This window comes from Methylobacterium sp. FW306-05-D (assembly GCF_058782155.1).
In genome coordinates, this window is sequence record NZ_JBYSXL010000077.1 from 1 (window position 1) to 20,141 (window position 20,141).

The following is a 20,141-nucleotide window of genomic DNA, read 5'->3' on the forward strand; positions in this document are numbered from 1 at the left end:
TCTCGTCTTGGCCATCAAACACCTTCCCCGCCCGCAAGAAGCGTATCAGAGGTGTCCGTGAAAGCGGGGGAGGATCACATTCGACCTTCACCCTGTCGAGGGACGTGCTCGGTATAAGGCGGTGACCAGGTCAAAGGGGAGGATGGCGGATCTGTTTCGAAGACCTTGCGGCCCGCTAAGGCGTTGATGATGATGCCGCTGCGCCACGCCATGAGGCTAAGCTGGGGTTCGGCGATGCCGTGGCTTACAAGACCGCCGTTGAGTACGAAAAGGCGGTGTCCGGCTGGACCGTCCCAGGCGGCGGAGAAATCAGCTCCAATCTCGGGTCGGCCGTCCGCGTCGAGGGTGAGGCGTCCGCGCAGCGGCTCGAGGCAGGGCGGCAGCGTGTAGTGATAGCCAGTCGCTAGGACTATGAGATCGGCATGGGCTACTTCAATGCGGTCATCGAAGCCGTTGCGCATGACGAGGCGGTAGCCACTGCCTGCTCGGTCGATATCGACCACAGTGCGGTGCGGCATCAGGCTAGCGGCCAGCGACTCGCCGTCCAGATGCCGCAGGGCGTAGAGGCGCCGATAGATCGCCTGGAGCGTCATGGCGGAAATTCCGTCTCCTGCGAGCTTCTGACGTGCCACCGTGGCGCGGCGGCGAGCGTCTGGCAGGGCGTGGAAGCTCTCGACGTATCCGGGTGTGAACAGCTCATTCGTAAACGGCGTCGCGTCGATTGGCTGGAAGTTTGGGCGCCGGCTAATCCAGGCGAGGGCGGCGGGCGCGTCCGCCCCTCGGTTCAAGAGGTGCAGCGCGATCTCTGCGCCGCTTTGGCCGCCACCGACCACCGCCACCCTCCGGCCTGCGATACGGTCGAGGATCGAGGCAGCCTGCGAGCTGTGGACGTAATCCTTCGGATCGAGCTTCTGGGCGAAGTCGGGCAAGTTCGGCTGAAGCCCGACGCCGAGGGCAAGGTTGCGGGCGCGGGCACTGCCATGGTCACCATCAAGGTGGAAGGCGCCCCCTTTAAAGCGGACCTCGCAGATCGAGCTGCCGAAGCAAAGACTAGGCAGCCGGGCTGCGACCCAGGCGAGATACTGTGCGAATTCCCGACGTGGCACCGCCTCGAACTCGGCATTTAGGAACTCGTAGAACCGCTTCTGCGCGACGAGATAAGCCATGAAGCTCCAAGGGCTCGTCGGGTTTACAGCGGTGACGAGATCCTTGAGGAACGAGGTTTGAAGCGAAACTCCAGGCAGCATCATGCCAGGGTGCCAGTCGAAGACTGGGGCGCGATCGAAAAACAGCGCTTCAAGGTCGTCGACAGCGTCGAGCTGCGCCGCGAGGCTCAAATTGAACGGGCCAATGCCAATACCGGCGATATCAAGAAGGTGGTCCGTCATTGGGCGCTGCATCCTTCCTGAGAGGCTGTCGTGTTGTTTGGCTGAGCCAAAGCAGGGCGCTCCGCGTAATGCAGAGGATTGGTCAGGTCGCTGCCAAGCCGTGGCACCGGTCGGTCGGGCGCGTCGCCATATCCGAGGGCAAGGCGCACCCGATTGATGCAGATCCGTGGCACTGTCGGCGCGAACAGCTCGAACAAGCGGAAGCGCGCGGCAAGCTCCGGACGAGTCGCTTGGTAGCGGCGCAGGGTCCGCGCTAGCGCGCCGTAGAAGACAATCTCGGGTAAGCCTCGCTCTCGCACGAGTGCGTCCGAGACGAAGCGTAGCAGGCTTGCAAAATGGCCGGTCTGTAGGTGCTGGAGCAGGTGGGCCGGCGGGCGGCGCAAGAGCGTCTCCCGCACCCCTTTGGGCAGGTCGTCCGCCTCCGGAAAATTATGGTCGACGAGGTCCGCATCGCCCTGAAAATCCTTCAGTGCCATGCCGCAGGGCGTACCCTCCCGCAGGATCAGGGTCACGTTCTGACCGTGGGCGATGAAGCCGACGCCGTAGCAGCAGAGGAAGTGGTAGAGCGGCACGGCAACGTGATCAAAAAGACGCTCCAGCCACGCCTCGGCAGGCAGGCCCGAGCGGTCGATCAGGGCGCCGATCACGAGGCGGCCCTCGGCATCGGTTTTGATGAGCGCGCCCATCATCATAGCGGAGGTGTCGGGCTTAAGGTGTCCCTCGACGCTGTCGCGCCAGATCAAGCCCAGCATTTCGCGGTACTGGTACGGGGCGTCAGCGATGCGTTCGTAGACCGGATGCGGATAAAAGGCGCCGGCCCGCTCACGCAGGATCACGGTGCTGGCAAGCGTGTGATCCGCGGCGGCCTTCTGAGCGAGCCACGCTGAGAGGGATGGCCCGATTGCCATGTACTTGCCCGGCACGCCACGCCAGGCGGAGGTGTTGAGGATCGTGAGCGCGAGCTTCACATCGAGTCGCCCGCCGGGTTCGGTGCGGGCAAGCGTGCGCAGCGATTGCTGAGCCAGGTAGGGCCGACCGAAGGTTCCAAGTGGGACAAGGCTCCCGGAAGCGATCTCCCCTGCGAACTGTAGTGCGATCCGATTCTGCCACTGCCAAGGATGGACTGGCAGCAGCAGGAAGCGCTGTCGGTTCACGCAGCGCGCGCGGCAGGCTTCTTCCAGGCGCGTCCACTCGCGCTCATCGAAGGCGTCGGCGAGGAGGTCACTCTCGTCGAGCCCGGGCTCCAAGCTCAGGCGGCAGACGGTACGGTCGGCCGCGATCCAGTAGAGCTGGATGTGGGGCTGGAATTCTGGCGCGTAGGCTTCGAAGTCGGACAGCCCCCAGCCAATTCGGCCCTTGCTCGCCGGCGCCTTCGGATGGCCGTCGAGATAGGCCTGCAGGATGCGGTCGCTCAGAGTCAGGAGGGCCGGCGCCGACGTCGTCCTACCGATCGCAGTGATGCGGGCATCGGCTGCCAGCGTGCTCAGCACCTCCGCGATGTAAGTGCACAAGGTTGAAGGCTCGATTCCCAGAACCCGGCTGGCATCGACCAGGAATCCCGCGGCGTCGCCGGCCGGGCTCGCGAGATCGCCGACGACGCGGAACAGGCTGGCAGGATCGATCGCGAGGTTGCCCCAGATCCTGAGCTCGGCGGCGAACCTGTAGGCGATGCCGTCGTCGAGGCGCAGCAGCCACTGCGTGCCGTCGCGGTCCGTCGGCTCCGGCACGAGCGCTTCCTCGAAGGCAAGTTCGGCAATCGTCTTGGCGATGAGCGCTCGGTTCAGCGCGAGCCAGAGGGGCGCGGTCACCGGCGTTCCGCCCGGCAGCGGCCCCGCGCTCACAGGGGGACCTCGCGGAAAAAGCGCTCGCGCTCGCAGCAGACCAGGGCCGCCCGCTTATGAGGGAAGTCGAACTCCTTCACCTTCTCGTAGGCCGCATCCGCGCAGTAGCTCAACATCTTGCGATGCGAGGCCCGGGGCTCCCCCATGATCCTCCGCGTGCGCGGCTCGTCGAGGAACAGGTAGTGCGTAACGGCCTTGAACCAGGCCAGGGTTTTGGGACGGCCGAGATGGTCGGTGTTGCCGATGAGGCCATGCCAGCCGCGGTCGAAATCCTCCGCGTCGTAATAGGGACCGAGGCGGTCCTCCTTGGCCCAGTAGAACTCGAAATAGCCCACCGGTACGTCGTCGAAGCAGCCGATCACCCCGAACAGGTGCGGATCAGCCTCCTGGTCGGCGAGGTAGCGGTCGAGATCCGCTTCACTCTGCGCCAGTTCCCAGTAATAGGCGACGCGAGGCTGGTTCATCCAGCCGTGGAACAGGGTGAGGTCGCGTCGCCGGTCGATGGCCCTGAAGGACAGGGTCGTGCCGAGGTGCGGAAGCCAGCGCCGGTACAGCACCCCGTTTGGCTGCGGCGGCCGCAAGGGCGGCAGGCGATCCTCCGGCCCGACCTGTGATCGGATCAGTGGATAGGCCGCCAGCGTCCCGGGCGCCAGCCAGAGCAGGGGCAGCTGGTGAAAGTCCGCGCGCGCGATCACGGCGTCGGGCGCCGCGGTCCCCGGTTCCGACCAGACCTCGGGCGCGAGGCCGACCAGGGCCGGGGCGCCCCCGAGGCCGGCGACGCGCAGCTGCCGCGCCGACGGGCAGCGCTGGAACGCCGCCTCGATCAGGCAGGCGACGAGCGCCGCGTCGGTGGGATGCCGTCCCTCCGAACGGACCAGCGTCAGGATCGCCGCATCGGCGCCGGCAGGCGTGCGCAGGTCCGCCTCCACCACCGCCTCGGCACCCCGTACCGCCCGGAGCCGAGCCGTCTGCGCATCGCGCGGCAGGCTCTCGATCGCGAGTGGCTCCCCGGCGACGGGCCAATGCCGGCTCGTTCCGCTCCAGCCGTCGAGGGGAGTCCCGGCAAAGCCGTTGATGCGGGCCCGCAGGGTCATGAGCGGCCTCCAGCCGAGTGCGCGGCCGGGACGGCGGGCGCCAGGGGGTTCGTCAGACCGACATAGTTCGCCAGGGGGTCGGTCACCTCGGTGTTCTCGTTGATGTTGCGAAAGCAGATCATGAAGTTGCCCTTGCTCCAGAGGGTCGGGCCGTCGAGGAGGGCGCGCAGGCAGGTCTTGTCCCGGAGGTCCTTCCGCGCGAGCGCTTCGACGCGGTGCCGGAGGCAGTCCGTGAGCGTAGCCTCGTCGGCGAGTCCCGCGACGGAGATCGCGGCGATCACCGCGAAGACGCTATTGACCACGAGGTAATAGGCCATGATCCGCGCGGCCTCGGTTGCGCTGAAGAGGTGGCCGGCCTCGAGGTCGAGCCCCGGACCGGCCGCGCGGAGGGCGGGCAGGAATTCGCGCACGTAGCCCGTGCCCTGACAGTCGCGGAAGGCGGCGTCCGTCGGCCAGCCGTCCGCGAGGCCGAGGACGAGGTTCTGCTGGTGTGCTCCGAACAGAAGCCCGAGGTCGCACTGCATCTCGAGGATCGGCTCGACCACCATGTCGAGGAAACGCTCGAACCAGCACACGGCCACCGGTTCGGCCCGCCGCCCCGCCACCCCGGCGATCCGGAGGATCGTCTCGGCGAGCGCGCTGCCCCGTCCGTCGGGATAGACCTCGCAGAGGGCAGCCAGCACCGCCGCCGGGCGCTGCGCGGTGCCCCGATAGGGATTGTCACGCAGCGCGACGATGGTCTGCGGCAGCACCGCTCCGTCGGCTCGGCGGAGGGCGAGGTAGGCCGGTTCACCGAGGATGCGGAACCGGGGCCAGCGCGCGGCGATCTCCGCCCCCAGCGTCCCCTGGAGGAGCCCATCGACCACGAGGCCGCGCTCGCATTCGACGCTCTTGATGAGACGGAGCGAATTGGTGAGTCTCAGGCTCAGTGAGTGCTTGAGCATGAAGCTGGCATGCGGCGCATAGAGGCTCCGCAGGGAGGTGGTCGCGTACCAGTCGGCGCCAGCAGCGCCGTGGTCATGCAGGTGCCCGGAGCGGAACAGGGCGTCGATCTCGGGATCGAGGGCGAGCCGCGATGCTTGCCAGGGATGCATCGGCAGGAGGACCCGGCCCTCGGCAGCGGCAAGGATCTGCCGGTCGAGGCTCGGATCCTCCGCGGCGAGGCCCGCGCTGAGGGTCGCGGCTGCAGCTTCGCGCGACGAGCCCCCGAACACCGCCTCCGGTTCGGCCGACCACCAGCGGAGAGGAAAGCCGCGCGCGTATTCGGGTGCGAAGGCGCGGGAATCGTCCGGTGTGAACTCGTCCCGGCTGCGCGGCGTCGGATGGACCGAGTGGCCGAAGCGCAGGGCCTGCTCGGCTTCGAGGAAGGTCGGATCGCGATCCGGGAAAGGGCAGCGCACGGGGCCCCGGGCGAGGACATCCTCGACCTGAGCCAGGCTCTGGAACAGGCGGCGCAGGAAGGTGGGCGCGAACTCCAGCGCCGGCGACCCGACGATGGACGGCTCGGCGGCAATCGCCGCGGCAACGTCGGGGAAGGCCATGACGCTGGGCGGGGTGCCGACGCGATGCTCGCGGAACGGCAGTCGGAAGACGTGCTGGCCGACGCAGGAGAGATGGACGACCGCGATCTCGACCGCGGATGCCCGACTCGGGAGCGGGATACGCACCATGCAGACCGCCCCGGCAGCCTCGGGTCCGGTCGCGGCGAGCAGGGACCAGCCGGTCCATTCCCGCATCAAACTGTTGAGGAAGCTGCGGGTCGAGACCTGACAAGCAAGATCGAAGAACGTGATATCGATTGCGACCATGCTCCCCCCTTCATTCAGTTATCTTCCGCAATAAACCAAGATTTAATAGATCGCAAGACGCGCCATAAACTATATAATTGTTCTATTTCTATAAGTCAGATCTTGAATTCACTCAAATTTTATAGGTAGATGGCGCATCGACGACGGGGGCCTTCATGATTTCAGCGGATGCGAGCGCTGCGTCGCACGGCCCGGCGACGCGATTGGCGCTCGCTGCGGCGGCGGTGGGTTTCGGCCAGTCCGCGATCCTAACCCTGGTGCCGGTGACCGCGGCGCGGACCGGCCTGGATCCGGCCGCGATCGGCGGCGTCGCCCTGCTCGGATCGGTCGTCTTCGTGGTCTGCGCACCGGCCTGGGGGACGTTCGGAGGCGACTGGCGCCTCCGTCGGCTGTTCGGGAGCCTCGCCGCCCTGATGGTGCTCGGGCACTTGCTGTTCGGCCTGGCGCTGATCCTTCCCGGCCTGTCCGGAACGGGAGCCCTCGTCCTCCTCGCCGCGGCACGAGTCGCCTATGGGGCGGGCGCGGCCGGGGTGATGCCGCACGCGCAGGCCGCCCTGGTGCAGGCCGTGCCGGAGGATGCGCAGCCGACCGCCCTCGGCCGTCTCGGGGCGGGACTCTCGATGGGCCGCATCCTCGGCTCGCTGGCGATGGCCGCCGGGATGTTCGGAGCGCTCGCCCCCCTGGCGATCCTCGCTGCCAGCCCGCTCCTGCTGCTCGCTGCGCCGGACCTCGCCCCGGGGCGGACATCGTCCTCGCAGCCGGCGAGGCCCGGCGGCGTCCTGCGCGGGGCCCTGCCGCTCCTCGCCATCGCCTTCGCCCTGACCTTCGGCCTCGGGCAGATCCAGATCGTGCTCGGCCTGTTCCTGCAGCAGCGTTTCGGCTTCGCGCCGGAGGCCGCCGCGGGCCTCGCCGGGACGACCTTCGCCCTCGTCGCGGTGACGATGATCCTGACGCAGCTCCTCGTGGTGCCGCGCCTGGAGCGCGACCTGCGGCGCAACCTGTGCCTCGGGCTCCTGGGCTTTTCCGGCGGCGCCGCCCTGATCGCCGGCGCGCCCGCGCTCGAAATCGCGATGCTGGGCACGGCCGCGGCGGGCGCGGGGATCGCCCTGGCGACGCCGACCTATACCGCCACCCTCGTCAGCCGGGTACCGGAGCCGACCCAGGCCGTCGCGGCGGGATGGCTCGCGAGCGTGCACGTCCTCGGGCAGGGCGTCGGGGCGCTCTGCGGCGGAGCGGCGTTCCGGATCGCGCCGGCACTGCCGTTCTGGACCGGCGCGGCGCTGGGTCTCCTCCTGGTCCTCGGCGCCATGCGCCTGCCCGGACAGCGCGGCAGTCATGATTGCGCCCCAGGGCGACCGGCCACGCCGTCCTTGCCGAGCAACCGCACGGTGGCCACCGTCGCGAGGCCCGAGAGCAGCGTGGCGAGGCCGAACAGGGCGCCGTAGCCGAGGAGGTCCGCGAGCTTGCCCGAGATCAGCGAACCGACGAGGTAGACCACCAGCTGGGCACAGGCGAGGATCGTGAAGTCGGTGCCGGGCTGGTCGGTGGAAGAGACCGCCATGAACAGGCTGTAGAGGGCTACGATCTCCATGTATCGGATCAACGTCTGGAACCCCGCCGCGCCGAAGAGCGGCCACAGGCCCACCACCGCGCCGAGGGCATGGGCGGTGAACAGCGCGAAGCAGAGGGTGCGCAGGCCGCCGAGGAGACCGAGGGTCGCGGCCGTGCCGTAACGGCGGACCAGCAGCGCGGCGATCCCCGAGCCCGCGAGTCCCGCCGTCATGGCCGAGGCGCCGGAGAGGTAGCCGATCTGAGTCAGCGGCACGCCCGCATCGACGAGGTAGGGCCCCTCCATCGCCTTCACGAGGCCTTCGCTGACCCGGTAGGTGAGGGCGACCCACAGGATCGTGCGCACCTCCGGACGGGCGAGAAAGGCGCGGATCGACGGGCGCGGGGCGGTAGTCGCCGCAGGGGCCCCCTCCCGCATGGCGAAGGCGGCGGCGAGGGGCACCAGCGAGAACGCAGCCGCCGAGAGTAGCATGCCGGTCCAGCCGACATGGTGGTACAGCACCAGGCTCAGGGTGCCGCCGACCACGACCCCGAGGGCGACGGAGCCGCCCTGGATGGCGTTGCCCACGGCGCGGTCCTCGGCCCGGAGGCGGGTGACGGCGTAGCCGTCGGTAGCGATGTCCTGGGTCGCGATCAGCAGAGAGGCGACGAAGCCCACGGCGACGAGGCCCGGCACCTCGGTAGGGCCGAGCGGGATCATCGCCAAGATGCAGCCGATGACGCCGATCTGGGTCGCCACGATCCATCCCGCCCGGTGCGCGCGCGCGAAGGGGCGCACGCGGTCGACCATCGGCGCCCAGAGGAACTTCAGGACCAGCGGCAGGAACAGAAGGCTGAGGTAGCCGATGGCCGCGCGCGAGACACCGGCCTCTCGCAGGATCGGCGGCAGCGCGGCGGCGATGAGGTAGGACGGGATCGCCTGCGCCATGTAGAGGGCCGCGAGCACGCCGAAGAGCGAGAGGCGCGCGCGACGCGCGGTCGGGGCGGCCCTCACGCGAGGTAGTCCCGCGCCGCCAACCGGGCGGCGGTCTCGTCCGGCGCGATCGCGATCGGAAAGCGCCAGAGCCGGCGGAATACGTCGGCGCCCGCCTCGGTGAAGCTCGGCCGGACGATGACGAGTCCGCGGCAGAGCCGGTCGAGATCGGCCTTCGTCCGCTTGAACCACAGCGCCTGCGCGCGCTCGGAGGCGGCGGAGAGCTTGCCGATGCCGCCGAGCACCAGGATCAGCGCGAAGGGCGAGGCATGCGCCCCGACCCGGTCGAGCGCTGCGAGATAGGCCTTCTCGTCGCCGGGCTCCGCCGGTCCGAGATAGCGCAGGACGACGAGGTCGTCCGTCTCCTCCAGGGTGACCATCGGATCAGAAGGTCTTGCGGTAGCCGACCGTGACGGTCCGGCCGAGCCCGTAGACGGTCAGGTTGCGTACCGAGGTCGCGGTCGGGTTCCAGTAGGTGGCGTCGAGGAGGTTGTCGACGGAGGCGTAGAGTTCGCCGCCCGCCAGGGGCGCGCCGATGGCGGCATTCACCGTGAAGGCGTCCTTGAGCCGGTAGCGGGTGCCGGTGAGATCGATGCGGGCGTCGCGGCCGCTGAAGCCCTCGCCCTCTAGCCTGAAGCTCACGCCGTTCTCGAACAGGTATGTGCCTGAGACCGTGGCCCGGAACGGAGCGCCGATCCGGTTGTTCGGCAGGTAGCTGTCGAGGCGGCCATCCTGGTTGGTGTCGTAGCGGCCCTCGCGGTAGCCCAGCACGGTGCCGAGGTTCAGCCGCTCGGTCACCTGCGCGTTGCCGACGAACTCGGCGCCGTAGATTTCCTCCTTCTGCTGGCTCAGCCGGTTGGTCAGCGGGTCGAAGGTAGTGCCCTCGTCGGAGGTCGAAATGAAGCCGCCCAGGCTCCCGGAGAAGATGCCGCTGCGGCCGCGGATGCCGAAATCGTAGGAGTTCACGATCTGCGCCTGAGGCGCGATGCTCGAATAGGCGATGGTGGTGTTGGCCGGCAGGCATGTCGGCCGCGTCAACGGGCAGGCATAGGCGAGCGACAGACCGGCACGGCGCGTGAAGGCGCCAATATCGGCCAGCGCATAGCCCTGGCTGAAGCCCGCATAGAGGTCGATGCCCGGAACGAGCAGGAAGGTGCCGCCCGCGTTGAAGGTCGGCGCCGAGTAGGAGAAGTTGCCGCCCGTGACGTTGAGGGCCGGCAACACGAATGTCGAGAAGCCGAGGACGTTGCGCGCCGCCGTCGCCGCGAAGGTCGTCGGCCGAGTGAATCCCGATACGTCGAGATCGAAATGTTCGTAGCGCATGCCGCCGCGCAGGGTCAGGCGGTCGCCGACGGGCAGTTGCAGCAGCGCAAAGCCCGCATAGCTGTTCTGCTGCAGGGGCGTGAAGACGTCCGTTCCGTCGCGCGCCCGCTGACGCGTCGATTCGGAGATCACGTCGGAGCCCCAGGTCAGCTTGAGCCCGGGCAGCAGCGTGCCGAGATCCGTGTCGAAGGTGAGGTTGATGCCGCCCCGCTCGGTGGCGAGAGCCGTCTGATTGGAGAGGCTCGTCGGCGCGCTGGGGTTGAACGAGTACGTGACGAATGGGTTCGCCGGGTAGGAGAACTCCGAATAATTGAAGCGCTTGTTGATATCGTTGTAGAATCCCAACAGCGAGAGACTGCCCAGGGGCGTGTCCCGGTCGGTATAGCGCAGGAAGAACGAGCGCGTGTCCTCCGTCACCGGCAGGCCCGGATAGGCTCGCGCGTAGTTCGGCCGGGCGAACGGCGCGCTATAATTCGTGAGGTAGCGCGGGTCCTGATTGAGCAGTATCTGGGTGAAGCCGAACTCGACGCGCTTGGCGAGATCGAGGTCGTAGCCGAGCCGGAGATTGACGTTGCCGAGCTGGAAGCGATCGCTGCCGCCCTGGCCGAGCAGCCCGTCCGAGGCCATTTCACGCCCCTTGCCGTCATAGGTGCGCGCGGCGAAGCGCCCTGAGCCGGTGAAGGCGTAGTCGATCCCCTGCGGGACCTTGCCGGTCACGCTGATCGAGGTCTCGGGGGCGACGCCATGAACGGGATCGGCCGTGAAGGTCCGCAGCGCGGTGTTCACGGTGACGATGGGAGCACCGTCGGTGGGCCGGCGGGTGATGAAGTTGACCGTGCCGCCGGTGGCGCCGGCGCTGTAAAGGCTGGAGGCACCCGCCACCACTTCGATCCGGTCCACGGCGTTGAGATCGACGAGGTTGAGGATGCGCGAGACGTCGCGCAGCGGCGTGTTCACCGGCACGCCGTCGACCAGGACCAAGAGGTTGCGGCCTCGGAAGGTCTCGGAAGCGCTCGAGATCGTGCCGTTGGAGGTGGAAAATCCCGGGATCAGCTTCGACAGGACGGCGGAGGGGCTCGACGTTAGAGCGAGCTGCTGGCGGATCTGCTCGCGGTCGACGACCTGAACGCTCTGCGGGACCTCCTCGATGCGCCGCGGCGCGCGGGTGGCCGTCACCGAGAGCTCGTCGAGGGCGACCTCCGAAGCGGCGGTCTGCGCTTCCGACGGGCTGGCCAGTGCCGTCCCTGCCCCGAGAGCCACGGCGAAACGGAGGTACCGCATGATCGTTCGAACCCTCTTCTTCCGTCCTTGGAGAACGGCACGCACCGGACCTGCCCGGCCGATACCACTGTGCAAAGGACACAAGAGGATCGCCAGATATGCAGTTTAAAATGCATCTAATCTAAGTGCTGCATGTCGAAATTTCATGATTCCAAAGTCAAGGTCGCGTAAAATCTCGACATTGCCCGGTGGCTCTAGCATGCTCACCACACCCTCGCTTGGACTCAGGCGAGTTCCGGTGCGGACTGCCGCGCAGAGCTTTCGGGCGGATGGAGCGATGACGATCGAACGGACCCCGGATAGGTGCGCGCTCCCGGCAGCCCGCACTGGACCGGCCCGGTGAGGGCCCCTGCCGGCGACGCGGTCGCCAGCGCGGCCGCGCATCGTATCGACGGGGCGGCGGCCGTTCCGTTCCAGGGGCGGACCGTGATCCGCCTCGATCCCGATCTCGGCATCGCCTCGGTGCTGGGGCCGTCCCAGCGCTGGTGCGACGATGGGCCGGTCGAGCGCATCCTGCTGGTGCGTCCGGCGGTGGGGCGCCTGCAGGTGACACAGGACGGGCGCACGCTCGCCTGCTGCTCACGGGACGCGCTGCTCGTAGCGACAAGCCGGGGCGCCGTGTTCGACGCGATAGGCGTCGAGCGGATCGACGTCCTCGCGATCGCGCGTTCCGGGCTCACGGGCCCGCTGGCCGGGCTCGACGCCGGCACGCTCCAGCGGATCAGCCGGGATCATCCGGGCCTGCAGACCCTGACCGTGTACGGCGCGAGCCTGCTGCGCGGGCTGATTCCGGTGGCGACCCCGGGGCTCGCCGACCTCGTGCGCGAGCACCTGTCCCAGTTGCTCGCCTTCATCGTGCTCGAACCCGGCTGCGAGGCTGATGCAACGGGTCCGAGCCGGCGCACGATGCGGATCCAGGCGCTGAAGGCCGAGGTCGAGCAGCGTCTCGGCAATCCGAATCTCAGCCTCGAGACCGTGGCACAGGCTCAGCGCATCTCCAGCCGCCAGGTCCAGGCGATGTTCCAGGCGGTGGGCGAGACCTTCTCAGGCTTCGTCCTCGATCGGCGCCTCAACCGCGCCATGCAGCGCCTCACCGATGCCGACGATACCCGCCCGGTGAGCGCAATCGCCTTCGATGTTGGCTTCGGAGACCTGTCCTACTTCAACCGGACCTTCCGCAGGCGCTTCGGCCTCACGCCCTCGCAGGTCCGGCGATTGCACGAGGCCACTGGGTGAAGCGGCGCTTCGCGCAGTCGGGCAAGATGACCGTGCCGCCCGACGCTTAGAGCATGTTCCACGGGTATCCAATCAGTCGAGTAGCGTTGGGAGGCGGTGCCAAGGGACCGCGTTTTTAGGTCAAGCGCTGCGGGTATCTGTCCGGTCGTGTCCGAGGCCGTATGAGAATGCGGGTTCTACCGACACCGGTCGCAAACGCATGGGAGCGTCACGGATCGAACTGGCGAGCCTCAGGCCCGGATGGCCACCAGCAGCGGACCGACCCCGAAGATCTGGATCATCCGCTTCATGTTGTAGGCCAGAACCTGCAGGCTCATCTCGGTTCTGACCTTGGCCAAGGTTCGGGTCAGGAAGTGGGTGGCGCCCATCCAGGCCTTCAGCGTACCGAACGGGTGCTCCACGGTCTGGCGATGGATCTTCATCGCCTCCGGCATCCGGTCGAGCCGTGCCTGCATCGCGTCGAGCACGCCCTCGTGCACCCAGCGCTTGACCCGCCGCGTCTCCGCCGGCGTGCAGCGGGGCTTGAGCGCGCAGCCGAGGCAAGCCGTCAGGTTGCGGTAATGATCCAACGCGTCGTCTTCGGTCCGACGATCGGACCGGGCCACCCCCTTGGTCAGGTGCTGGCCGGCGGGACAGGTGTAGTGATCCTGTTCGGCGTCGTAGACGAAGTCCTGTCCCGTGAAGAGGCCACGCTTGGCGTGGCCCGAGGTCAGGGCCTTGGGCACACAGGGCAGCATGCGGGTGCCTTCGCAGGCCAGCACCTGCTCCCCGCTGAGGTAGCCCCGGTCGGCCAGCACCGTGAGCGTGGCGCATCCCGTCGCCTCTTGCGCCAGGAGTCCCATCGGTGCGAGTTGCGCCCGGTCGCTGCCGACGTTGGTCACGGCGTGGACCAAGATCAGGTGATGCTCGGCATCGACCGCGGCCTGGACGTTGTCGCCGACCATGCCGGTGCCCTTGCCGCTGGTCGCCATGGAGCGTGCGTCGGGATCGGTCAGGGAGGCCTGGCCGTCGGGGGCGGCCTCGACTTGCCGGCCCATCGCCTGCAGAGCCTGCATCTGCTCGCGCAGGCCCGCGATCTTCTCGTTGAGCCGCGTCGTGCGCGCCTCGGCGATGTCGCTCGGCTCGCGGTCGGCCCGGTCCAGCGCCGCGAGGTAGCGGCCGATGCTCGCTTCGACTTGCGTCAGCCGGGCTTCGACCTTGGCGGCGGTGAAGTTCTTGTCGCGGTTGTTAACCGCCCTGAACTTGCTGCCGTCGATCGCGACGACGGCCTTGCTGAACAGGTTCAGCCGGCGGCACAGCACCACGAACTGCGCGCAGGCGGCCTGGATGGCCGGGCCGTTGTCCTTACGGAAGTCGGCCAGCGTCTTGAAGTCGGGCATCAGCCGGCCGGTGAGCCGGATCAGCTCGATGTTGCGCTGGCTCTCGCGTTCGAGCCGGTGGCTCGCCGGCACGCGGTTGAGGTAGCCGTAGAGGTAGATCTTGAGCAGCGTTGCCGGATGGTAGGCGGGACGGCCCGTGGCCTCCGGCACTGCGCCCGAGAAGCCCAGCGCGCTCAGATTGAGTTCATCGACGAACATTTCGACCAGGCGAACCGGGTTGTTGGCAGTGATGTAGTCGTCCAGGTAGTCGGGAAGGAGCGTGATCTGATGACGATCCTCGCCTGCGATGAAGCGCTTCATCCCGACCTCCTCAGATCGGAAATTACTCTACCAGATCAGCACGTTTTCACACAGCCTGGTCCCTTAGCGTGGTGTAGCTCGCTGGAGGCCACCACGATCACCGGCTCGGGCCGGGACGATCAGGCTGTCAGGGTTGGCAGGCTGATGAGGGAATCATCGCCGATCGGGGCGATGCTTTCCAGGGTCATGTAGCGTGATCGCTGCATGGCCCACTCGTCGTTCTGTTCGAGCAGGATCGCGCCGACGAGGCGGGTGATGGCAGCCTCGTTGGGGAGTATGCCCATGACCTCGGTCCGGCGCTTGATCTCGCCGTTCAGGCACTCCAACAGATTGGTCGAATGCAGCTTGACCCGGTGGGCGGCCGGGAAGCCCATGTAGGCCAGCACGTCGGGCTCGGCCATGTCCATCAGGGCGGCGAGCTTGGGCATCTTGGGGCGGAGCTGGTCGGCCACCCGCTGCCATTGCTGACGGGCCGCCTCGGCATCATCCTGGGCGAAGGCGGTGGCGATGAAGGCCGACACGACGCGCCGCCCGCTGCGGCCATCATGGGCGAGCACGTTCCTCATGAAGTGCACCCAGCGGCGTTGCCAGGGGGCGTTCATCACCTTGGCCACCGAGGCCTTGATGCCCTCGTGAGCGTCCGAGATCACCAACTTGACCCCTTGCAAACCGCGCCGGGCCAGCTTGCGCAGGAAGGCGGTCCAGAACGTCTCGGCCTCGGAGGGTCCGACGTCCATGCCCAATACCTCCCTTCGGCCGACGCTGTTGACGCCGACCGCCACGATGACGGCGACCGAGATGATGCGGCCCTCGCTCCTGACCTTCACGTAGGTCGCGTCGATCCAGAGATACGGCCACTCGCCTTCGATGGGTGGGTCGAGGAACGCGCCGACCCGTTCGTCGATCTCCTGGCACAGGCGCGAGACCTCGCTCTTCGACACGCCCGTGCCGCCCATCGCCTGGACGAGGTCATCGACGGAGCGGGTCGAGATGCCCTGGATGTAGGCCTCCTGGATCACCGCGGTCAGCGCCTTCTCGGCCATGCGGCGAGGCTCCAGGAAGCCGGGGAAGTACGAACCCTTGCGCAGCTTCGGGATGCGCAGTTCGACCCTGCAGGCGCGCGTCTGCCAGTCCCGGTCGCGGTAGCCGTTGCGCTGGACCAGGCGCTCAGCGCTCTTCTCGCTGAAGGCTGCGCCGGTCAGGCCGCCCACCTCCAGTTCCATCAGCCGCTCGGCGGCAAAGCCGATCATCTCGCGCAGCAAATCTGCATCGGCGCTCTTCTCCATGAGGCCGCGCAGGGCCATCATCTCGTCGGTCATCGGGGGGCTTTCGGGTTCAGGGTTGGCTGTCGCAACCCGACCCTACCCGGCAACCGCCGATGACCACCCATCAGCTACACCACTGTCTGGGACACGACCGCAAGCCAGACCGACCCTACGCCTTCCTACACGTCGAACACTGGCGTCCGAAGGCCCGTACCAGACAGGCGCGGGACGTCCCGGCTGTCGCGCTGGGCTACTTCTGGCTTGCGTAGGACTGGGACAACCTGCTCCTAGCGTGCCACTTCTGCAATTCGCCCAACAGGGGCAACCTTTTTCCGGTCGTCGACGAGACCGCCAGGGCGCGGGGGTCAACGGCCGATCTTTCCGCGGAGGAGCCTCTTCTTCTCAAGCTGGACTGCGCTGAGGATCCGCGGGACCATATCGCCCTCCACAACGAGGTTCCGGTCGGCATCACCGCCAAGGGACGCGCGACCGTGGCATTGCTGGGCCTCGACAAGACCGAGCATGCCGTCCGTCTCCGCCTGCTGGACCAGCTGAAGCAATTCCGTCGGATCGTGGAACGACACCATGCCGACCCGACGCCTGCAGCCGTAGAATTCGTGGCGGATGCCCGCCGCTTCATCAAATGTGCGACACGGCCTGAAGCCCCCTTCAGCGCGACGGCGGTCGCATTTCTACGAAGCAATCCTCTACCGCCATGACCGCGGTCTTTCACACGGGCTCCGTGAGCTGCGCTCGAGGATGACCGGTCCCGGAAGGATCTGCAGCGATCCGTGCTGTCGTTCGTCGTGTACGCGTTCGTTGAAGGTATGAAAATCGATCCCGTGGAACTCATAGGTCAACGACCTGCCGTACAGACCAGCAAACGGATCGACGATCAGTCCTTTGAAAGGCTTGTTCGCGAGCCATTCGGGTGGTACGAACGTCCCAACATACAGCCCAGAAAATCGTTTTCTTGCAGTACTTTAACGTAAGTGATCAGAGACTTCCTCCGTCTCCGCCACTTCGGCGCCGTATCAATCCAAGCGACGTCGGCGCTTCTCTCCCAAAAAATCCGCGGCGTCGTTTCGGCCTCGAGCCTTTCGTCGAAGCTCGCTGCCGGTGGACGTCCGTTCGCTCAGGGCGTCACAGCAACCGCTCCAGTCTGTGCATACCGGTCCGCCGCCTCGTGGCTTCGGTCCGGGAATTCTGTGCTGCCACATCGGTCACGAAACCAGACCCTCCCCTATCGCCCAGCCGTTCGATCACTGGTGCGTCGAACGCAGGACCTGTCGCGAGCGCTTGTCCAGCTCCGCAGTGGTCCTTCGCCACAGGAACAGTCATTGGTAGCCGAAGGTTGATCTCCCGGATCTGTACTTTGGGGATTTCCATGAAATTTTCCATGCCCGTAGCGAGCGTAGGCGTTTTCGCGATCCTGATGATGTCCTCCGCTTCGGCGCAGGGCTTCGTGGGTCCGGATGGCCACCGTGGCGTGATCGTCCAGAATCAGCCGAACACCACCGGGAACAGCCGTGACGTGGTCATTTCCTATGGCGCGACAGGAGCCGACACGGTGACCACGAATTCAGCCGCTGGCGGCAATGCGAGCCGGCCGGAGCAGGCCTTTCCCAACGGCAGCGCCAATGGTGGCCCCGGCGGTCGCTAGCTTGCGCCGATGCGGCCTCATCGGGCGGGCGACCGAGTCTCCTCACGCATCGCTGGCACCGTGAGTTGTTCGCGGAGTATCGGATCGCCCAAATGGCATCGAGCGTGGAGGATGGCGGTCTCCGCCATCCCGCGAAACTCGGCCTCGATACTGGTTCTTGCCCTGCGTCGCGGAGGCCTGAACCGTTCGGGGCGTTGTCGCGCCCCCGGCGTCCTGGCATGATGGGCCATGCCGCAAACGTCCTATCCCCGTTGGTCTCCCGCCGAACTGATCGATGAACTGCGCGAGGCCGCCGAGGAGATCGCGCCCGAACTCAACGGTATCCGGGCGGAGGAGACCCTCGAAGGCGAATCGGCTCAGATGATCGAGGAAATGGCCGAAGCCCTGATGCGGATCGCCAGCGGCGCGCCTCGGCCTCAGGAGATCGCCCGTGCCGCTTTGGCGGCGCAGACACCACGCATCCCGATCGGACGCCCGCAGCGGGCGACGCGCAAGCCGCCCAAGACCCGGCGCTGACGGAGCGCGGACGCTGACGGAGCGCGGACAGAGAGTGCAGGTGGGCATCCGCCGGCAATTCTCCGGTTTTGACCTCGATAGACGGGGTGGGTGGATATGGAGCGTACTCAATCTCCGGTGGTCTCGCCCAATTTGCGCGAGGTAGCGTGAGCGCGGCCGAACTGGTAGATCACCAGATTGTTGCACTGCGATCTGCGGCGGGCCGGAAGGCCCGATGCATCCAGCATTTCACGAGGCGAGTCATCGAATGGCCGAAGCTGCGGGCGGATTGATTCATCCGATCATTCTGTGTGGTGGCTCGGGCACCCGGCTGTGGCCGGCCTCGCGCGAGAGCATGCCCAAGCAGTTCACGCCGCTCGTCGATCCCGACACTTCGACCTTCCAGGCGACCGCCAAGCGGCTGGCCGATACCCGCGTGTTCTCCCGCCCGACCGTGCTCACCAGCAGCGATGCGCGCTTCATCGTCGCCGAGCAGCTGCAGCACGCCGGCATCCAGGCCGACATCATCCTTGAGCCAGAGCGGCGCGACTCGGCCGCAGCGGTGGCGGTCGCCACCCTGCACGCCGCGCGTCGCGATCCCGAGAGCGTGGTGCTGATCATGGCCGCCGATCACGTCATCGGCGACACGCCGGCCTTCGTGGCCGCCGCCAAGGCGGCCGCCGCCGGTGCGCGGGCCGGGGCGATCATGACCCTCGGGATCACCCCGACGGCGCCCGCCACCGGCTACGGCTACATCCGCGTCGGCCCTCCCCTGGTGGGGGGCGAGGGCAACCATGCGGTCGAGCGCTTCGTCGAGAAGCCCGACCGCGACGGCGCCCTGCGGCTGATCGACGAGGGGGCCCTGTGGAACTCGGGCTACTTCCTGTTTCGCGCCGACGTGATGCTGGCCGAACTCGAGGCCCATGCCCCCGAGATCCTGGCCGCTACCCGCGCCGCCCTCGAGGCGGCCGTCATCGACCTCGACTTCGTCCGCCTCGACGCGGTCGCCTTCGGCCGGGCGCCCAAGACCTCGATCGATTATGCCGTGATGGAGCGGACCCGGCATGCCGGTGTGCGCCCGGTCTCGTTCCCCTGGTCGGATGTCGGGACCTGGGACGCGGTCTGGGAGGTGCTGGCGCACGATGCCGACGGCAACGCCGTCCGGGGCCGGGTCGAGACCATCGACACCCGCGGCAGCCTGATCCACAGCGAGGGCGAGCACCTGACGACGGTGGTGGGCCTCAACGACGTCGTCGTGGTGACCACGCCCGACGCCGTACTGGTGACCTCGAAGGCGCGCTCGGGTCAGGTCAAGGACCTGGTCACGCGCCTGCGTGAGAAGGCGCACCCGGAGGCGGACGCGCATCGGCGGATGTACCGGCCCTGGGGCTGGTACCAGCGCATCGACATCGGCGAGCGCTTCCAGGTCAAGCGGATCATGGTGACGCCGGGCGGGCGGCTGTCGCTGCAGAAGCACTTCCACCGGGCCGAGCACTGGGTGGTGGTCAAGGGCACGGCGGAGGTGACGCTCAACGAGTCGGTGGTGCTGGTGCACGAGAACGAGGCAATCTACCTGCCAATCGGCTCGATGCACCGCCTGACCAACCCGGGCAAGATCCCGCTGGAGCTCATTGAGGTACAGGTCGGCTCCTACACCGGCGAGGACGATATCATCCGTGTCGAGGATATCTACGGACGCTGACGGCCTCGTGGATCCTGTTTGGCCTCGTCCAAAAGGCGGACGGAAGAGGCCCTGTCCGGTGGGGGACGGCGTTCGCAAGCCCATCCTCACTGTGCCGGAAAGCTCGCTATCTGCGGCCCCATCGCGTCACTCAGGTGACCGATCGGTGCGGCGCACCGGACGCCGTTGCCTGCCACCCGGGCCCATCCCGGAACGGCATTCCCGCCAAGTTCCGAAGCGCGAAGTGGCGTCCCGCGCTTGCTCGGGGACCATCCGCCAGGCCTTGGATGCAAGCCTTGGATGCAAGCCTTGGATGCAAGCCTTGGATGGCGAGAAGATCTCAGTCCTCGGGAATCACTTCGACCGCGCCGGTGACCCGCTCGATATCGAGCGAGAGGTGAGCGCGATAGAGGACCTGGGACCCCTCGCCCCGCACGATCGCCAGGTAGTCCTGCCGCTCGGCATCGACACTGAATTCCTGCGCGATCTTGGCCATGATTCGAACCAGCTTGGTTCGCACCGCATCCTCGTCGGACAGTTCGAATCCGACCTTGTCCTTGACGAAATTCGCTCCGTCGTGGAGGTCGATGAAATAGCGTGGCATTGCCGATGATACCCGTGGGAATTTATCCCACTCCATGTCGTTAACCTAGGCTGTTCACGGACCGAGTGCAATCGGTGGTCCATGCTTAGGTCTTCTCCCCGATAGATTTGTCACCTCTGAGGCGGGCGCAAGCGGATGACGGTGTCGCGGTCCCGCGACTGCCCCGGCTCTGGACGGGGACCATCCAGGGCGACGAGAGACAAGGCCGCGGGCATTGCGGTATCACGCCTCACCCGCCCAC

Annotated in this window: 16 protein-coding genes; 5 read left to right on the forward strand and 11 right to left on the reverse strand. The window is 67.2% G+C overall.

Features of this window, described 5'->3' with window-relative positions; translation table 11 throughout:
* Positions 1 to 74 precede the first annotated feature (74 nt).
* Genes AC3WLN_RS19960 through AC3WLN_RS19975 form a run of 4 tightly spaced genes read right to left on the reverse strand, consistent with a single transcriptional unit; the run spans position 75 to position 6,131 of the window.
* Positions 75 to 1,388, reverse strand: coding sequence for a lysine N(6)-hydroxylase/L-ornithine N(5)-oxygenase family protein (locus tag AC3WLN_RS19960; RefSeq protein WP_492484158.1), 1,314 nt, complete (start codon positions 1,386 to 1,388; stop codon positions 75 to 77).
* Positions 1,385 to 3,196, reverse strand: a complete 1,812-nt coding sequence (locus AC3WLN_RS19965; RefSeq protein WP_492484160.1) for an IucA/IucC family protein — start codon at positions 3,194 to 3,196, stop codon at positions 1,385 to 1,387. The genes AC3WLN_RS19960 and AC3WLN_RS19965 overlap by 4 nt, the downstream gene beginning before the upstream one ends.
* Before the next feature lie 29 nt (positions 3,197 to 3,225).
* Positions 3,226 to 4,323, reverse strand: a complete 1,098-nt coding sequence (locus AC3WLN_RS19970; RefSeq protein WP_492484162.1) for a GNAT family N-acetyltransferase — start codon at positions 4,321 to 4,323, stop codon at positions 3,226 to 3,228.
* A complete protein-coding gene (locus tag AC3WLN_RS19975) occupies positions 4,320 to 6,131 on the reverse strand; it encodes an IucA/IucC family protein (RefSeq protein ID WP_492484164.1) in 1,812 nt (603 codons plus the stop codon). Before AC3WLN_RS19975 ends, AC3WLN_RS19970 begins: the two co-directional genes overlap by 4 nt.
* Positions 6,132 to 6,286: 155 nt before the next feature.
* Between AC3WLN_RS19975 and AC3WLN_RS19980 the strand changes: the two genes are divergently transcribed.
* Positions 6,287 to 7,576 carry an MFS transporter gene (locus AC3WLN_RS19980; protein WP_492484166.1) on the forward strand — a complete coding sequence of 430 codons (1,290 nt, stop codon included), beginning with the start codon at positions 6,287 to 6,289 and terminating at the stop codon, positions 7,574 to 7,576.
* Here AC3WLN_RS19980 and AC3WLN_RS19985 read toward each other — a convergent pair.
* From AC3WLN_RS19985 to AC3WLN_RS19995, 3 genes are read right to left on the reverse strand one after another with little or no spacing between them, the layout of a single operon-like run.
* The gene (locus tag AC3WLN_RS19985; protein ID WP_492484168.1) at positions 7,465 to 8,694 is read right to left on the reverse strand and encodes an MFS transporter; all 1,230 of its coding nucleotides are present in this window, start codon (positions 8,692 to 8,694) and stop codon (positions 7,465 to 7,467) included. The two genes, AC3WLN_RS19980 and AC3WLN_RS19985, sit on opposite strands and share 112 nt — an antisense overlap.
* Positions 8,691 to 9,053 (reverse strand): hypothetical protein, encoded by a 363-nt coding sequence (locus tag AC3WLN_RS19990; RefSeq protein ID WP_492484170.1) that lies wholly within the window; start codon positions 9,051 to 9,053, stop codon positions 8,691 to 8,693. Before AC3WLN_RS19990 ends, AC3WLN_RS19985 begins: the two co-directional genes overlap by 4 nt.
* 4 nt (positions 9,054 to 9,057) lie before the next feature.
* Positions 9,058 to 11,277 (reverse strand): TonB-dependent receptor, encoded by a 2,220-nt coding sequence (locus tag AC3WLN_RS19995; protein ID WP_492484172.1) that lies wholly within the window; start codon positions 11,275 to 11,277, stop codon positions 9,058 to 9,060.
* A gap of 339 nt (positions 11,278 to 11,616) precedes the next feature.
* Between AC3WLN_RS19995 and AC3WLN_RS20000 the strand changes: the two genes are divergently transcribed.
* A complete protein-coding gene (locus AC3WLN_RS20000) occupies positions 11,617 to 12,513 on the forward strand; it encodes an AraC family transcriptional regulator (RefSeq protein WP_492484174.1) in 897 nt (298 codons plus the stop codon).
* 230 nt (positions 12,514 to 12,743) lie between these two features.
* On the opposite strand, the gene AC3WLN_RS20005 is transcribed toward AC3WLN_RS20000, so the two are convergent.
* From AC3WLN_RS20005 to AC3WLN_RS20015, 3 genes are all read right to left on the reverse strand, one after another.
* The gene (locus AC3WLN_RS20005; protein ID WP_492484176.1) at positions 12,744 to 14,192 is read right to left on the reverse strand and encodes an IS1182 family transposase; all 1,449 of its coding nucleotides are present in this window, start codon (positions 14,190 to 14,192) and stop codon (positions 12,744 to 12,746) included.
* Positions 14,193 to 14,311: 119 nt separating this feature from the next.
* The gene (locus AC3WLN_RS20010) at positions 14,312 to 15,511 is read right to left on the reverse strand and encodes an IS256 family transposase (RefSeq protein ID WP_492484178.1); all 1,200 of its coding nucleotides are present in this window, start codon (positions 15,509 to 15,511) and stop codon (positions 14,312 to 14,314) included.
* 311 nt (positions 15,512 to 15,822) lie between these two features.
* Positions 15,823 to 16,044 (reverse strand): hypothetical protein, encoded by a 222-nt coding sequence (locus tag AC3WLN_RS20015; RefSeq protein WP_492484180.1) that lies wholly within the window; start codon positions 16,042 to 16,044, stop codon positions 15,823 to 15,825.
* An 800-nt stretch (positions 16,045 to 16,844) separates the two neighbouring features.
* Here AC3WLN_RS20015 and AC3WLN_RS20020 point away from each other — a divergent pair.
* From AC3WLN_RS20020 to AC3WLN_RS20030, 3 genes are all read left to right on the forward strand, one after another.
* Entirely contained in the window at positions 16,845 to 17,120 is a 276-nt protein-coding gene (locus AC3WLN_RS20020; protein ID WP_492484182.1) for a hypothetical protein, read from the forward strand.
* Between the two features lie 228 nt (positions 17,121 to 17,348).
* Positions 17,349 to 17,636: a hypothetical protein gene (locus AC3WLN_RS20025; protein ID WP_492484184.1), complete on the forward strand. Its 288-nt coding sequence runs from the start codon at positions 17,349 to 17,351 to the stop codon at positions 17,634 to 17,636.
* A gap of 247 nt (positions 17,637 to 17,883) precedes the next feature.
* Complete coding sequence (locus AC3WLN_RS20030; RefSeq protein ID WP_492484186.1) at positions 17,884 to 19,317, forward strand: mannose-1-phosphate guanylyltransferase/mannose-6-phosphate isomerase; 1,434 nt, start codon at positions 17,884 to 17,886, stop codon at positions 19,315 to 19,317.
* A gap of 319 nt (positions 19,318 to 19,636) precedes the next feature.
* Here AC3WLN_RS20030 and AC3WLN_RS20035 read toward each other — a convergent pair whose 3' ends face one another.
* The gene (locus tag AC3WLN_RS20035) at positions 19,637 to 19,936 is read right to left on the reverse strand and encodes a DUF6894 family protein (RefSeq protein ID WP_492484188.1); all 300 of its coding nucleotides are present in this window, start codon (positions 19,934 to 19,936) and stop codon (positions 19,637 to 19,639) included.
* Positions 19,937 to 20,141: the final 205 nt, after the last annotated feature.

Excerpts from the sequence above, each read along its gene's own strand:
- AC3WLN_RS19960 (WP_492484158.1), bottom strand. The coding sequence starts at position 1,388 with ATGACGGACCACCTTCTTGATATCGCCGGTATTGGCATTGGCCCGTTC.
- AC3WLN_RS19970 (WP_492484162.1), bottom strand. The coding sequence starts at position 4,323 with ATGACCCTGCGGGCCCGCATCAACGGCTTTGCCGGGACTCCCCTCGAC.
- AC3WLN_RS19975 (WP_492484164.1), bottom strand. The coding sequence starts at position 6,131 with ATGGTCGCAATCGATATCACGTTCTTCGATCTTGCTTGTCAGGTCTCG.
- AC3WLN_RS19980 (WP_492484166.1), top strand. The coding sequence starts at position 6,287 with ATGATTTCAGCGGATGCGAGCGCTGCGTCGCACGGCCCGGCGACGCGA.
- AC3WLN_RS19990 (WP_492484170.1), bottom strand. The coding sequence starts at position 9,053 with ATGGTCACCCTGGAGGAGACGGACGACCTCGTCGTCCTGCGCTATCTC.
- AC3WLN_RS19995 (WP_492484172.1), bottom strand. The coding sequence starts at position 11,277 with ATGCGGTACCTCCGTTTCGCCGTGGCTCTCGGGGCAGGGACGGCACTG.
- AC3WLN_RS20005 (WP_492484176.1), bottom strand. The coding sequence starts at position 14,192 with ATGAAGCGCTTCATCGCAGGCGAGGATCGTCATCAGATCACGCTCCTT.
- AC3WLN_RS20010 (WP_492484178.1), bottom strand. The coding sequence starts at position 15,511 with ATGACCGACGAGATGATGGCCCTGCGCGGCCTCATGGAGAAGAGCGCC.
- AC3WLN_RS20015 (WP_492484180.1), bottom strand. The coding sequence starts at position 16,044 with ATGGTGTCGTTCCACGATCCGACGGAATTGCTTCAGCTGGTCCAGCAG.
- AC3WLN_RS20020 (WP_492484182.1), top strand. The coding sequence starts at position 16,845 with ATGAAATTTTCCATGCCCGTAGCGAGCGTAGGCGTTTTCGCGATCCTG.
- AC3WLN_RS20025 (WP_492484184.1), top strand. The coding sequence starts at position 17,349 with ATGCCGCAAACGTCCTATCCCCGTTGGTCTCCCGCCGAACTGATCGAT.
- AC3WLN_RS20030 (WP_492484186.1), top strand. The coding sequence starts at position 17,884 with ATGGCCGAAGCTGCGGGCGGATTGATTCATCCGATCATTCTGTGTGGT.
- AC3WLN_RS20035 (WP_492484188.1), bottom strand. The coding sequence starts at position 19,936 with ATGGAGTGGGATAAATTCCCACGGGTATCATCGGCAATGCCACGCTAT.